Here is a 13,453-nt window from a genome sequence, read left to right as displayed (position 1 = left end):
CGCGCGCGTGAGCTCGTCGGTGCAATCGGGGCGGATGTTCGGCTCCCAGGCGTTCACGTACATTCCTTCCGTAACGGAAGGCGTCCTTGCTCTGGCCGAGCGTGGCGGACCAGACCTCGTGATCTGCATCCGTTGCAACGCCTCTCGACTTCTGCAGATGGTACCGGGAACCGGGGACTAGGCTCGGCATTGTGATGGAGATCGAGACGGTCCCCGAGCTCGTGCGTCCGGTGGTCATCGCTGCGTTCGAGGGTTGGAATGACGCCGCAGAGTCCGCAACAGCCGTGGTCGACCACCTCATGAAGGTGTGGCACGCGCGGGTGGTGGCCGTGATCGACCCGGACGAGTACTACGACTTCCAGGTCAATCGGCCGGTCGTCGGGATCGACGAGAACGGCTTCCGCAAGCTCAACTGGCCCAGTACGCACGTCGCCGTCGCCTCACCGCCGGACCTGGACCGCGACGTCATCCTGATCCGTGGCATCGAGCCGAACATGCGCTGGCGGCAGTTCACGGCCGAGCTGCTCTCGACGATCGACGACCTCGGCGGCGAGCTGCTGATCACCCTGGGTGCGCTGCTCTCCGACAGCCCGCACACCCGGCCCATCCCCGTGTCGGGGTCCTCGACCGAGCCCGACCTGATGGACCAGCTCTCCCTGGAGCAGTCCACCTACGAGGGGCCGACCGGCATCGTCGGCGTGCTGCAGGACGCCTGCGCCCGGATCGATCTCCCCGCCGTGTCGTTCTGGGCAGCCGTCCCCCACTACGTCGCGCAGCCTCCCTGCCCGAAGGCGACCCTGGCGCTGCTGGTGCGCCTGGAGGACCTGTTCGAGACACCGATCCCGCTCGGCGACCTGCCCGAGGAGGCCCGGGCGTGGGAACGCGGCGTCGACGAGCTCGCCGAGGAGGACGAGGACATCGCCGACTACGTCCGCGAGCTCGAGGAGTCGCGCGACACCGTCGACCTCCCCGAAGCCTCGGGCGAGGCGATCGCGCGGGAGTTCGAGCGCTACTTGAAGCGCCGGGACGACGACTGAGTCAACTGGCCGAGCGCGTCTCCGACGCAGGGACGGGCAGCAAGCTGCCGCCGACGCCTCCCGCCGCGCTGCCGGCTAGAGGCTGAGGCCGAGCGCTGCGTCGAGGACGGGCAGCAGGGTCATCGACGCCTCGGTGTCGCTGTTGTCCGCGAGTCCGTCGGTGCCGAGGGTCGCCTTGACCCATGCGTCGACCGCGGCGGTGGCCCGCGGGGCGTCCAGGTCGTCGGCCAGCGCGGCCAGGATCTCCTGGACGACGGGCGCCGCCGGAGCGCCGTCGCCCAGCGCGAGCGCGCGGCGCAGGTCGGCGATGTCGTCGACGGCCGTCCAGAGCTGGTCGTCGGTCCACTCCCAGTCGGTGCGGTAGTGGTGGCGCAGCAACGCGAGGCGGATCGCCATCGGGTCGATGTCGCTGTTGCGCAACGCTGACACGAAGACGAGGTTGCCCAGCGACTTCGACATCTTCTGGCCGTCGTACGCGACCATGCCGGCGTGGCTGTAGGCCTTGGCGAAGCGCTCGCCCGTGGCCACCTGGACGTGGCCGGCACACATCTCGTGGTGCGGGAAGACCAGGTCGCTGCCGCCGCCCTGGACGTCGAACCCGGACCCGAGGTGCTGGAGCGCGATGGCGGCGCACTCGATGTGCCAGCCGGGCCGGCCCTTGCCGAACGGGCTGTCCCACGACGGCTCGTCCTCGCGTTCGCCGCGCCAGACCACGCAGTCGAGCGGGTCCTTCTTGCCCGGGCGGTCCGGGTCGCCGCCACGCTCGGCGAAGAAGCGGAGCATCGTCTCGCGGTCGTAGCGGGACTCCTCGCCGAAGGCGGGGTCGGCTGCCACCGAGAAGTAGAGGTCGGACTCGACGCGGTACAGCGAGCCGCCCGCGTCCAGGCGCTGGAGCAGCTCGATCACGAGCGGGATGGACTCCACCGCGCCGACGTACTCGACCGGAGGAAGCACCCGCAGGGCCTCCATGTCGTGGCGGAAGAGCTCCGTCTCGCGCTCGGCGAGCTCGACCCAGTCGACGCCGACCTTGGTGGCCCGCTCGAGCAGCGGGTCGTCGACGTCGGTGACGTTCTGGACGTATCGGACGTCATGCCCGGCGGTGCGCCAGGCGCGGTTGAGCAGGTCGAACGCGATGTAGGTGTTGGCGTGACCGATGTGCGTGGCGTCGTACGGCGTGATGCCGCAGACGTAGAGGCGCGCGGGACCGTCGGGGCTCGTCTCCACCTTGGTGCCGGTGGAGGTGTCGTGGAGGACGACCGGAGGGCCGGTGACCGGTAGGACCGGGATGCCCGGTGCGTTCCATGCGCGCATGGGGCTGATGCTAGTTGCTGGATCCAGCGCCAACCGCACTGGTCAGAACGGCGGCCAGGGAATGGCCGGCCCGTGACGGGACGGTCCGGGCAGCTCACCGGCCGCGAGGAGCCGCTGGGTTCGTCGTTCGAGCGCCTCGATCTCGTGCTCCGCGAGGTGGAACCCCAGCTGTTCGCCGAGGTCACCGCGGATGTCGGCCAGCAAGGCGCGTACGACGGCCGCCTCGTCATCGGCCAGCGCCGAGCCCGCCCACCCCCACAGGACCGTGCGGAGTTTCGGATCATGGTGGAAGGCGACTCCGTGGTCGACACCGAGGCGGCGGCCGTCGCTCATCGCCAGCACGTGGCCGCCCTTGCGGTCGGCGTTGTTGACGATGACGTCGTAGACCGCCATCCGGCGCAACGCAGCGGTGTTCTCGTGCACGAGGGAGATCGGCCGGTCGCGGTCGTCGAGCCCGTCCATGACGGCGATCCAGCCGTCCGGGGTCTCCCCCGCGGCGACGAGGGTCACCGCGTCCTGTTCGGGGTCGACCTCCTGCCACTCCTGGAACATGCCGGGACCGTGCGGTCCCTCGTCCCACCAGGTGCGGGGAACGATGTCCCAGCCGCTGGCGGCGGAGACGAGGTGGGCGGCGATCTCGCGGTGGGCGAGCGAGCCGTCGGGGAAGTCCCAGAGCGGGCGCTCCCCCGCGACCGGCTTGTAGACGACCTCGCGGCCGTCGAGGTCCCCGAGGAACGTCGCGTTCGAGGCCGGCATGATCCGGCCCTTGATCGTCAGGTCACCCACGGTGCCGGATCAGGGGTCGCGTCGCTTGAACCCGTTGGCCCGCACACACAGGTGGCCGTCGGGGTCGATGGGGTGGCCGCAGAACGGGCACGACGGACGGCCGGCGCCGATGATCGACTCGGCTCGCTGCACGAAGGCCCGAGCCTGGCCGGGCTCGAGGCGGACCAGGAGCATCTCCGCGGGGTCATCGCCGTCGGACAGCTCCGCCGGCTCCTCCCCGATCGGGAACACCTCGATCACCACGCGCTCGTCCTCGGGGTCCCAGGAGAGGGTCATGGTCCCGGCGCGGAACTCCTCCTCGATCGGCAGGGCCATCGGCGCATCGTCGATCAGAGCCAGTGGCGCCACCGCCGGTACGACGACGCGGGCGGTGCCCTCCGCGATCACCTCGTCGAGCAGCTCGTCGACGCGCTGTGCCAGCGCTTCGACCTGCTGCTTCTCCAGTGCGACCGAGACGATCCGCTTCCCGTCGACCGCCTGGATGAAGAAGGTGCGACTGCCGGGCTCGCCCACCGTGCCGGCGACGAAGCGCTCGGGCGGGTCGAAGGAGTGAACGATCGGCATGGAAGAACCCTAGCGAGGCCTGGTCACGACGGTCCCGCGCCGCCTCCGACGACCGCTCCGGACGCGCCGCCTGCATCCTTCGCGGGGGGTGCTGCCAGCCACGAGAGGTCACCTTCGTGGGTGTTGGTCGCCAGTACGTGCGGCCGGTCGGGGCCGTAGCGGATGACGGAGATCGACGCCGGGTCGACGTTGATCCGCTGGAACAGGTCCAGGTGCATGCCGAGGGCGTCGGCGAGCAGCGACTTGATGATGTCGCCATGGCTGACCGCCACCCAGACCGCGTGTGCACCGTGCTGTTCGGTCACTTCGGCGTCCAGCCGTCGTACGGCGGAAACGGCCCGGTGCTGCATCGCGACCATCGACTCGCCGCCGGGGAAGGTCACGGCGGACGGTTGGTGCTGGACGGTGCGCCACAGCGGTTCCTTGAGGAGGACCTTGATCGCCTGGCCCTGCCAGTCGCCGTAGTCGCACTCGGCCAGCGCGCGCTCGGTCCGGGCGCGGGTCGTCGGGTGTCCGGCCGCCTTCTGGGCTGCTCCCACCGCCGCGGCGGTCTGGCGGCAGCGTTCCTGGGGGCTGGTGACCAGCCGGACGACGGGCACCGACGCGATGCGTTCTCCTGCCGCACCGACCTGCTCGATGCCCCGGTCGTCCAGGACGACCCCGGGCGTGCGCCCGGCCAGGACGCCGGACGCGTTGGCGGTGGTGCGCCCGTGGCGGACGAGCAGCAGGGTGGCCATGTCGGGGAGCCTAGCCACTACCGTTGCCTCGTGATCGTCGACAGCGCCGTCTACCGCCACGGTCAGCGGGTGCCGGTCGAGTGCACCCCGCACGACTACCAGGCGCTCCGCGAGGCCGCGCAGAACGAGCACGACTTCGTCTGGGTGGGCCTGTACGAACCCAGCCACATCGAGCTGGCGGAGATCGCCGACGCGTTCGGACTGCACCCGCTCGCCGTCGAGGACGCGGTCGTGGCCCACCAGCGGCCCAAGCTGGAGCAGTACGAGTCCAGCCTCTTCCTGGTCCTCAAGACGCTCTGGTACGTCGACGAGGACGACGCCGTCGAGACCGGCGAGATCAACATGTTCATCGGCCCCGACTTCGTGATCACGGTCCGGCACGGTCGTGGTTCCTCGCTCAGTGATGCGCGGCGAGCCCTCGAACAGAAGCAGGCCGTGCTCGACCACGGCCCGTCCGCCGTCGTGTACGCCGTCTGCGACGCCGTGGTGGACGGCTACACCGGTGTTGTCGCCGAGCTGCAGACCGACGTCGACGAGGTGGAGACCTCCGTCTTCTCCAACAACCGCACCAGCGACGCCAACCGCATCTACATCCTCAAGCGCGAGCTCTCCGAGGTACGACGGGCGGTGCTCCCGCTGCGTGAGCCGATGCGGCGCTTCACCGCCGGCGCGGTGGCGTTGATCGAGCCCGAGTCAGCGCCCTTCTTCCGCGACGTCAGCGACCACCTGCAGCAGGCCGCGGACGAGATCGACACCCTCGACGGGCTGCTGTCGACCGCCTTCGACGCGCACCTGGCCCGGGTCGCGGTCCAGCAGAACGACGACATGCGCAAGATCTCCGCGGGGATCGGGCTGGCAGCCGTGCCGACGCTGATCGCCGGCGTCTACGGCATGAACTTCGACCACATGCCGGAGCTGCACTGGTTGATGGGCTACCCGTTCGCGCTGGCGCTCATGTTCGGCGTGTCGTTCGCGCTGTTCCTGTTCTTCAAGCGCTCCGGCTGGCTCTAGGTAGACCCGGCCATCACGCCTGCCCCCAGGCCCGCTCTCAGGCGTTGACCACGCCCGCGCCGAGCAGCACGAGCACCGCGGTGCCCAGCAGCACGCGGTAGACCACGAACGGCGTGTAGGAGTTCTTGCTGACGTAGCGCAACAGCCAGGCGATGGCGGCGTACCCCACGACGAAGGACACGACCAGTGCGGTGATCGTCGGGCCCCAGCCGTAGTCGGCCTCGCCCGGGTGGGCCTTGCCCACGTCCGAGATCTCCTTGAGCTCGAACAGCCCGGCACCGACCACGGCCGGGATGGCGAGCAGGAAGGCGAACCGCGTGGCCGCCTCGCGGTCGTAGCCGAGCAGGCGACCCATCGAGAGCGTGGCGCCGGAGCGGGAGACGCCCGGGATCAGGGCCAGCGCCTGCGCGCCGCCCATCAGGCCGGCGTCGCGCAGCGTCATCTGCTTGATCTGGCGATCGGTCTTGCCGATCCGGTCCGCGAACCCGAGCACCAGGCCCATCACGATCAGCGCGCAGCCGATGATCCAGAGGTTGCGGAAGTCCTTCTCGATGATGTCCTTGAGCACGATGCCGAGAACCACGATCGGCATCGAACCGACGATGATGTACCAGCCCATCCGGGCGTCGAGCGCGCCGCGGTACTCCGGCTTGAACAGCGACAGCGTCCACGCCTTGGCGATCCGCCAGATGTCCTTGCGGAAGTAGAGCAGGACGGCCAGCTCGGTACCGATCTGGATCACGGCGGTGAAGGCTGCGCCGGGGTCGCCCCAACCGAAGAGCTCTGGGAAGAAGCGCAGGTGCGCGCTGCTCGAGATGGGCAGGAATTCGGTCAGGCCCTGGAGAACACCGAGGAACACCGCTTGCAGGAAGTCCGCCACAACGCAGCATCCTAGGTATCTCTCGGCGTGCCCGAGCACGCGACCCTCGGCTGGCCGGATACCTTGTCCGTCATGCAGCAGCGGTACGTCGGCGCCAGCGGACTCCAGGTGTCGCGGCTCGCCCTGGGCTCGATGACGTGGGGCAAGGACACGGACGAGCACGAAGCGCGGGACCAGCTGGCCGCGTACGTCGAGGCCGGTGGCACCACGATCGACACAGCGGCCGGATACACCGACGGTCGCTCCGAGGAGCTGATCGGCTCCCTGCTCGGTGACGTCGTCCGGCGCGACGAGGTCGTGCTGGCGACCAAGGCCGGCATCTCGAGGCGCGGCAACGAACGGATCACCGACACGTCGCGCGGCGCGCTGCTGCGGGCCCTCGACACGTCGCTGAAGCGCCTGCGCACCGACCACGTCGACCTGTGGCAGGTCCACATCTGGACCGACGTCGTCCCGCTCGAGGAGACCTTGGGTGCGCTCGACCACGCGGTCAGCAGCGGGCGGGCGTCGTACGTCGGGATCTCGAACTACAACGGCTGGCAGACCGCCCGGGCGGTGACGCTGCAGGAAGCTGTCCCGGGTCGTGCCCGGATCGCGTCGACCCAGGTCGAGTACTCCCTGGTGAACCGCCGCATCGAGCGCGAGGTCCTCCCCGCCGTCGAAGCCCTCGGACTCGGGGTCTTCCCGTGGTCCCCCCTCGGTCGCGGTGTGTTGACCGGCAAGTACCGCACCGGCACCCCGTCGGACTCGCGCGCTGCCTCCCCCGTGTTCGCCGGTTTCGTCGAGGCCTACCTGGACGACCGGAGCCGCGGCATCGTGGAAGCCGTGGTCCGCGCGGCCGACGGTCTCGGGTGGTCCCCTCTCGAGGTGGCCCTCGTCTGGGTTCGCGACTCCCCCGGCGTGACCGCGCCGATCGTCGGTGCCCGCACCGCGGCGCAGCTCAAGGTCGCGCTGGACGCCGAGGCGAAGACGTTGCCGCCGGAGATCCGCGCGGCCCTCGACGACGTCTCCGGATCGGCCGCATGAGCCACGCCCTGCTCCGGCCCGGCTTGATGCGCGGGCTGGGACGTGGGGTGGAGTGGGAGTTCGACCGGGTCGTCTTCGACCGGGACTTCTCCCGCAACGTGGTCGCCAAGCTGCTCGTCGAGCGCGCCGAGCACGGTGGCTGGGAGCTGGACCGTGTCCAGATCGGGCCGGACGGCAAGCGCCGGATCGTGCTGCGCCGCAAGATCATCCGGGCCGTGCGAACCGCCTAGGCTTCCGAGAGGAACCGGTCCATCACGCGCGCCCCGAACTCGAGCGCGTCGACGGGGACCCGCTCGTCCACGCCGTGGAACAGCGCGGTGAAGTCGAGGTCCTCGGGCAACCGCAGCGGCGCGAACCCGTAGGAACGCATGCCGAGCTTCGTGAAGTGCTTGGCGTCGGTGCCGCCGCTCATCAGGTACGGCGCCACGATCGCGCCCGGGTCCTCCGCGAGCAGGCTCCTGGTCATCGCGTCGACCAGCGGGCCGTCGTACGGCATCTCCCAGGGGGGCTGCTTCGAGAGGTAGTCGATCTCGATGCCCTCACCGGTCAGCTCGGCGAGGGTCGCGAAGAACTCGTCCTCGAACCCGGGCAGGAAACGCCCGTCGACATGGGCGCTGGCCTCGGTCGGGATGACGTTGACCTTGTAGCCCGCATCCAGCATGGTCGGGTTCGTCGAGTTCCGCAGGACGGCACCCAGCATCCGGGCCGCACCGCCGAACTCCTCGACCAGGGCCTGCGCGTTCTCGGGCGTGGCCTCCGTGCCGGCGATGTCGGCGACGGTGGCGAGCAAGGTCTTCATCGTCGGCGTCAGGCGCACCGGCCAGTCATGGGCGCCGATCCGCGCGACCGCGGCAGCCAGGCGGGTGACGGCGTTGTCGTGGTTGATCATCGATCCGTGGCCTGCCCGGCCGCGGGCGGTCAACCGCATCCAGGCCATGCCCTTCTCGGCGGCCTCGATCAGGTAGAGCCGCTGCCCGCGGACGGTGGTGCTGAAGCCGCCGACCTCGCCGACGGCCTCGGTGCACCCCTCGAACCACTCGCGGTGGTCACGGATCAGGAGTTCCGCGCCCTGGTGGCCGCCCGCTTCCTCGTCAGCGGTGAAGCAGAGCACCACGGGGCGGTCCGGGACTCGCCCTGACCGCTGGCGGGCGCGGACCACCGAGAGCAGCATCGCGTCGAAGTCCTTCATGTCGACGGCCCCGCGTCCCCAGACGTACCCATCGTGCACCTCGCCGCTGAACGGGTGGACCTGCCAGTCCTCGGCGGCCGCGGGTACGACGTCGAGGTGGCCGTGCAGCAGGAGGGCGTCGCTGCGGTCGCTGGTCCCGCCCCACCGCGCCACGACGTTGGCGCGGCCCGGCGCGGTCTCGATGATCTCCGCCGCGATCCCGACCTCGTCGAGCAACCCGGCGACGTACTCCGCCGCCTTGCGCTCCCCCGGACCTTCGGCAGAGCCGTAGTTCGAGGTGTCGATCCGGATCAGCTCACGACAGAGATCGACGACTTCACCAGCGACATCCAGGGCGCCATCGGCGCGGTGAAGACCGTCCATGGCCTCATCGTTGCACGGCGCCGGAGCGATACCGTGGGAGCGTGACTCCTCCCGACGAGTGGAAGACCTACAACCCGGACCCGTCCCCGGAGGGAGAGCCCGCCGGGAAGATCGAGCCGTACCGGCCGCCTGCTCCGCCGACTCCCCCGACGAAGCCGCGCACGATCAAGCAGCGCACCGTCCTGCGGCGGAGTCCGGCTCTGCCCCTGCTCCTGGTCGGCGCCGCTGTGCTCGGGGCGGTCGGGTGGGGCGTCGTCTCGATCGCCAGGTCCGCCTTCGACGGCGGCGAACCGCAGACGGTCGAGGGCTTCGCCAGCATGCTCGAGGACCTCGAGGAGGAGACCGGCTCCACGGAGGTCTTCGAGGCCGTGGTCTATCCCGAGTACGCCGTCGTCGACGTGCCCGTCGCACCCAACGACGAGCGGGAGATCAGCTACCGCTGGGGCGGCAGCCTGAGCGAGTCGACGAAGGGCACCAGCGACGACGAGGTCTTCGACCTGGCCGACATCGACGCCACGCACTTCGCAGACATGTGCGACGAGGTGGCGACGCTGATCGACGACCCGGGTGACTGCTACCTGATCATCCGCAAGCCCGACGACACGTTCCCCGACCGTGCCAACGTCTGGATCTCGGCCTACGTCTCCAACGAATTCAGCCAGAACGCGTCCATCAACTACGACCTGGAGGGCAACGAGGTCGACCGGAGCGAGGACTGACCTACGGTTCCTTGCGCCACGGTCGGATCGCTTCCAGCTGGGCAGCAAGGCCGAGCAGGAGACCCTCGCCACCGGGCCTGGCCACGACCTGGACCGCGAGCGGCGTACTCCCCGTCCCCGTGCCCGCCGGTACGACGATCGCGGGCCACCCGGCAAGGTTCCACGGCGCAGCGAACGGCGCGTGGCGTGCGTCCGAGATCACGTTGGCGAGCCATCCTCGCTCCGACCACGCGGCCGACGACTTCGGATAGCGCGCGAGCGCCGGGGTCAACAGGACGTCGTGGTCGGCGAAGAGCCGCTCGGCGCGAGCGATCCAGGCCGCTCGTCCCTTCTCCTTGGGGAGACCGGCCTTGAGGACCATCCGCCCCACTGCGGCATGGCGCCGCGTGCGCTTCGCCATCTGGCCACGATCCACGAGCCACTGCGCATCCAGCTCCGTACCGGCGGTCCAGCGCGCGATCTCGCTCGCGGCGAGGGTCTGTCCGTACCTCGGGTCGGCCTCGCTGACCGTGTGGCCGGCGGACCGCAGCAGGTCGGCGGTCGACACGGCGGCTCCCCGCCAGTCCTTGTGCAGCGGGTTCAGGGGCATCGGCACCTTGGTTGAGAGGGCGATGCGCAGGGCGCGTGGCTCCTGCAGCTCTGCGAGATCCGGTCGGTCGGCCATCACCGAGAGCACGAGGGCCGCATCGCCCACCGTCGTGGCCAGCGGTCCGTTCTCGGACATGTCGAACCAGGAGCCGTTGCCGAGCTCGGCCGGTACGACGCCGCGGCCGGGCTTGATGCCCACGAGACCGCAGCAGGCGGCGGGGATCCGGATCGATCCCATGCCGTCGTTGCCGTGCGCGACAGGGACCATCCCCGCCGCGACCGCTGCCGCCGACCCGCCGGAGGACCCGCCGGGCGTGCGGCCCAGGTCCAGCGGGTTGCGGGTCACGCCGAAGGTCGAGTCGGTCGCGCCGAAGACGCAGAGCTCGGGCACCCGGGTCAGGCCGACGACCACGGCACCCGCCGCCCGCAGGCGTCGTACGACTTCGTGGTCTGTCTCCTGTGGCGCTGGATCGCTGCCCGCCGCGCCGTCGCGCATCGGCTCTCCGGCGACCTGGACGTTGTCCTTGATCGCGATCGGGACCCCGGCGAGGGGAAGGACCGATCGATCCGACCTTCGGTCCACGGCATCGGCCTCGTCGAGGGCGCGATCGGCGCGGACGACCTGGAAGGCACCCACCGGACCGTCGAGGTCCACGATGCGATCGAGTGCCGACCGGGTGTGGTCGCGTGCTGAGGTCTCGCCGGCGCGGACGGACGCCGCGATCTGGCTGGCGGTCATCGTCATTGCGGCAGGCTAGCTGCCAGAGCGGTGCCCGCCACATGTGCGGTGGCGAGCGCTGCTGGTCACGTCAGATCCTCGATCAATCGGTCGATCTCCTTGGAGTCCATCCCGTCGCGGAAGTAGAGATCGAGGCGCCCCTCGATCTCCACCCCGACGACCTGGGCGGAGTCCTGGTCGTCGATGCTGTGAACGCGCACCGACTCGACCCTGTCGCCCTCCTGGCTGGCGCCGCCGTCGTCGGCACACGCAACCAGGTCGCCTGGTCCGAGATCACGATCGGCGACACCCAGGTCCGACGAGGCGTAGCTGAGATACGTCTCGTCTCGGAACCTCAGAGCCTGCGTGCAGTCGCCTTCCCCAGCAGATTCACCACAGCCCGTGGCGGCCAACAGGGTGCAGACGAACAGCGCCGCCATCGCGACCGTCGGCGGGGCGCTCATCCCTTCGATTCCGGGTCCCTTTCGAAGTGCGCGCTGACAGGCACGAATCGTGCCTTCGATGGCAACGTCTTGTTCGGCCATCGGAACGCGGGGCGTTCGAGCCAGTTCGCAATCCGCGTGCGGCCCGAGCACGTCAACGAGCTCAGCAAGTGACCCCGAACCTAGGTTCGCCGCCTGATCTCGTCAACCGTCGGTGCAAGCCACCTGTGGGAATCTGGTCCGGGCACCAGCGGACCACCTGGACTCGCGAAACTGGCGAATCGGCACTGTGCGGCGACCTGGGCTCCGCTGGTGCTCCGTGCACCAGAACGCACTGTGGCCCCTGCTGCGTTTCCGCAGGTCAGAGGCCACATCACGTTGGTGTCCGAGGGGGGACTTGAACCCCCACGCCCTAATACGGGCACTAGCACCTCAAGCTAGCGCGTCTGCCAATTCCGCCACCCGGACGAGTGCGTGGAAACGTTAGCAAAGGGTGGCCGCGGACACCGCATCGGGGACCCCCTTGTCGGTCGTCGTCCTTGAACGGTGACCACGCGCGTGCAACCTTGGGAGGGGTCTCTGACCTCGAACCGGGAAGGCAACCATGCTCACCCTGACTGAGAACGCCTGCACGATCGTCAAGCAGATGACCGATGTGTCCACCGTGCCGGACACCGCTGGACTCCGCATCACCGCCGCCGAAGCGGGATTCACCGTGGTGGCGAGTGAGGAACCAGCGGCCGGGGACCGCGTCGTGGAACAGGACGGAGCGACGGTCTTTCTCGACCCGAAGGCAGCCGAGCAGCTCGATGCGATGGTGCTCGACGCCGGCGTGGACGACACGGGCGCCGTGCAGTTCGGGCTGATGGCCCAGGCCTGATCCTCCCCCAGGGGGTCACGTCTGGGATCGTGGGCACATGCAGCAGCTGCGTGTCGCCTTCGTCTCCGGCGTGACCCCCGACAAGTGGGCCCGTGCCTGGCGCGAGCGCAACCCCCGGATCCGGCTCGAGCTGCAGCCCATCGAGCAGGACCAGCAGCGCGCCGTACTCGATGACGGCACCGCCGACATGGTGATCGCCCGACTGCCCGTCGACCTCGAGTCGCCCACCCCCCTCCACTGTGTGAAGTTGTACGACGAGGTGCCGGTCGTGGTCGCGGGCCTGGAGCACTTCGTGGCGGCTGCCGACGCCGACTCGCCGATCCCGCTGGAGGACCTGGGCGAGGAGCAACTGGTCCTGCCGCACCCGTCCGGCTGGACGCCGAGCGTCGACCAGCTCGCGTTCCCGCCGATGTCCGTGAAGGACGCCATCGAGGTGGCTGCCTCCGGTACCGGGATCGTCATCGTGCCGATGTCCGTGGCGCGCCTCCACCACCGCAAGGACGTGGTCCAGCGTCCCGTCGACCTGGAGCCGACGAGCGTGGCCCTGCTGTGGCTGCGCTCCGCCGACAGCGACGTGCACCAGGACTTCGTGGGGGTGTCGCGCGGGCGACGGCCCAGCAGCAGCCGCTGATCAGCCGAATTCGGCCGCGACCCACTCCCCCAGCACCCGCGCGCTCCGGTCCACCATCGCGACCCATTCGAGCGCGGTCTCGTCCGCGTTGTCGGACACGTGCTTGACCAGCCGGACCGGGACGCCGAACTCCTGCGCCACGTAGGCGAACGCGTAGCCCTCCATGTCGACCAGGTGCGCCTGATCCGCGAGCCGTGCCCGCACGACCGGATCGGTCACGAAGACATCGCCGGTCGCGAGCACGGTCGGACTCGCGCCGACGACCAGACGCTCGCGCGGGTCGTAGCCGAGCGCGCGGATGGCGTCGGCGTTGATGTCGTGGTTGAGGACCGTCCCGACCTCGAACAGCCCGTCGGTGCCGTCGCGCAGGGCGCCGGCGGTGCCGATGTTGACGACCACCAGGTCGGCCAGGTCGCCGCGAGCCGCGAGATGGCGGGCGAGTGACGTGGCGGCAGCGGTCTTGCCGAGGCCGGTCACCAGGATCTCGAACCCGGCAGGGACATGGACGGCTTCGGCCGCGGTCGCGGCAACGATCAGGGGGCGCGGCACGGCAGACAATCTAGCGACACC

General features: G+C 69.9%; 16 protein-coding genes and 1 tRNA gene. 7 read left to right on the top strand and 10 right to left on the bottom strand.

Translation table 11 applies throughout. The annotated features are described in order from the left end of the window. Positions 1-194 precede the first annotated feature (194 nt). The gene (locus ACOACQ_RS21305; protein WP_420289248.1) at positions 195-1,037 is read left to right on the top strand and encodes a PAC2 family protein; all 843 of its coding nucleotides are present in this window, start codon (positions 195-197) and stop codon (positions 1,035-1,037) included. A 75-nt stretch (positions 1,038-1,112) separates the two neighbouring features. On the opposite strand, the gene mshC is transcribed toward ACOACQ_RS21305, so the two are convergent. From mshC to ACOACQ_RS21285, 4 genes are read right to left on the bottom strand one after another with little or no spacing between them, the layout of a single operon-like run. Beyond that, the gene (gene mshC, locus ACOACQ_RS21300) at positions 1,113-2,348 is read right to left on the bottom strand and encodes a cysteine--1-D-myo-inosityl 2-amino-2-deoxy-alpha-D-glucopyranoside ligase (RefSeq protein ID WP_378600947.1); all 1,236 of its coding nucleotides are present in this window, start codon (positions 2,346-2,348) and stop codon (positions 1,113-1,115) included. Between the two features lie 42 nt (positions 2,349-2,390). Continuing rightward, complete coding sequence (locus ACOACQ_RS21295; protein ID WP_378600950.1) at positions 2,391-3,134, bottom strand: SCO1664 family protein; 744 nt, start codon at positions 3,132-3,134, stop codon at positions 2,391-2,393. 9 nt (positions 3,135-3,143) lie between these two features. Beyond that, complete coding sequence (locus tag ACOACQ_RS21290; RefSeq protein ID WP_378600953.1) at positions 3,144-3,698, bottom strand: DUF3090 domain-containing protein; 555 nt, start codon at positions 3,696-3,698, stop codon at positions 3,144-3,146. A 23-nt stretch (positions 3,699-3,721) separates the two neighbouring features. Further along, positions 3,722-4,435: an MSMEG_4193 family putative phosphomutase gene (locus tag ACOACQ_RS21285; protein ID WP_378600956.1), complete on the bottom strand. Its 714-nt coding sequence runs from the start codon at positions 4,433-4,435 to the stop codon at positions 3,722-3,724. 30 nt (positions 4,436-4,465) lie between these two features. Here ACOACQ_RS21285 and corA point away from each other — a divergent pair, with 30 nt between their 5' ends. After that, complete coding sequence (corA, locus tag ACOACQ_RS21280; protein WP_378600959.1) at positions 4,466-5,446, top strand: magnesium/cobalt transporter CorA; 981 nt, start codon at positions 4,466-4,468, stop codon at positions 5,444-5,446. A 37-nt stretch (positions 5,447-5,483) separates the two neighbouring features. Here the strand turns inward: corA and ACOACQ_RS21275 are convergent, their stop codons facing one another. Next, positions 5,484-6,326: an undecaprenyl-diphosphate phosphatase gene (locus ACOACQ_RS21275; RefSeq protein WP_378600962.1), complete on the bottom strand. Its 843-nt coding sequence runs from the start codon at positions 6,324-6,326 to the stop codon at positions 5,484-5,486. A 72-nt stretch (positions 6,327-6,398) separates the two neighbouring features. Between ACOACQ_RS21275 and ACOACQ_RS21270 the strand changes: the two genes are divergently transcribed. Together ACOACQ_RS21270 and ACOACQ_RS21265 are read left to right on the top strand one after the other, a co-directional pair. Further along, on the top strand, positions 6,399-7,352 hold the full coding sequence (locus ACOACQ_RS21270) for an aldo/keto reductase (RefSeq protein ID WP_378600965.1): 954 nt from the start codon (positions 6,399-6,401) through the stop codon (positions 7,350-7,352). Then, on the top strand, positions 7,349-7,582 hold the full coding sequence (locus ACOACQ_RS21265; RefSeq protein ID WP_378600968.1) for a DUF5703 family protein: 234 nt from the start codon (positions 7,349-7,351) through the stop codon (positions 7,580-7,582). Before ACOACQ_RS21270 ends, ACOACQ_RS21265 begins: the two co-directional genes overlap by 4 nt. Here the strand turns inward: ACOACQ_RS21265 and ACOACQ_RS21260 are convergent. Next, positions 7,579-8,904: a M20/M25/M40 family metallo-hydrolase gene (locus tag ACOACQ_RS21260; protein ID WP_378600971.1), complete on the bottom strand. Its 1,326-nt coding sequence runs from the start codon at positions 8,902-8,904 to the stop codon at positions 7,579-7,581. The two genes, ACOACQ_RS21265 and ACOACQ_RS21260, sit on opposite strands and share 4 nt — an antisense overlap. 41 nt (positions 8,905-8,945) lie before the next feature. Here ACOACQ_RS21260 and ACOACQ_RS21255 point away from each other — a divergent pair, with 41 nt between their 5' ends. After that, on the top strand, positions 8,946-9,623 hold the full coding sequence (locus ACOACQ_RS21255; RefSeq protein WP_378600974.1) for a hypothetical protein: 678 nt from the start codon (positions 8,946-8,948) through the stop codon (positions 9,621-9,623). Position 9,624: 1 nt separating this feature from the next. On the opposite strand, the gene ACOACQ_RS21250 is transcribed toward ACOACQ_RS21255, so the two are convergent. From ACOACQ_RS21250 to ACOACQ_RS21240, 3 genes are all read right to left on the bottom strand, one after another. Beyond that, positions 9,625-10,956 (bottom strand): amidase, encoded by a 1,332-nt coding sequence (locus ACOACQ_RS21250; RefSeq protein WP_378600976.1) that lies wholly within the window; start codon positions 10,954-10,956, stop codon positions 9,625-9,627. 59 nt (positions 10,957-11,015) lie between these two features. Next, the gene (locus tag ACOACQ_RS21245) at positions 11,016-11,474 is read right to left on the bottom strand and encodes a DUF6281 family protein (RefSeq protein ID WP_420289247.1); all 459 of its coding nucleotides are present in this window, start codon (positions 11,472-11,474) and stop codon (positions 11,016-11,018) included. A gap of 277 nt (positions 11,475-11,751) precedes the next feature. Then, positions 11,752-11,840, bottom strand: a tRNA-Leu gene (locus ACOACQ_RS21240). 136 nt (positions 11,841-11,976) lie between these two features. On the opposite strand from ACOACQ_RS21240, the gene ACOACQ_RS21235 reads away from it, so the two are divergent. Together ACOACQ_RS21235 and ACOACQ_RS21230 are read left to right on the top strand one after the other, a co-directional pair. Next, positions 11,977-12,252, top strand: a complete 276-nt coding sequence (locus ACOACQ_RS21235) for a Fe-S cluster assembly protein HesB (RefSeq protein WP_378600982.1) — start codon at positions 11,977-11,979, stop codon at positions 12,250-12,252. A 37-nt stretch (positions 12,253-12,289) separates the two neighbouring features. Then, positions 12,290-12,883, top strand: a complete 594-nt coding sequence (locus tag ACOACQ_RS21230) for a LysR substrate-binding domain-containing protein (protein WP_378600985.1) — start codon at positions 12,290-12,292, stop codon at positions 12,881-12,883. Here ACOACQ_RS21230 and ACOACQ_RS21225 read toward each other — a convergent pair whose 3' ends face one another. Beyond that, positions 12,884-13,432 (bottom strand): nucleosidase, encoded by a 549-nt coding sequence (locus ACOACQ_RS21225; RefSeq protein WP_378600988.1) that lies wholly within the window; start codon positions 13,430-13,432, stop codon positions 12,884-12,886. Positions 13,433-13,453: the final 21 nt, after the last annotated feature.

This window comes from Nocardioides sp. CPCC 206347, from assembly GCF_048654605.1.
Taxonomy (GTDB): Bacteria; Actinomycetota; Actinomycetes; order Propionibacteriales; family Nocardioidaceae; genus Nocardioides.
The sequence above is the reverse complement of the archived record's forward strand: the minus strand, read 5'-3'. Positions and strand labels throughout refer to the sequence as shown.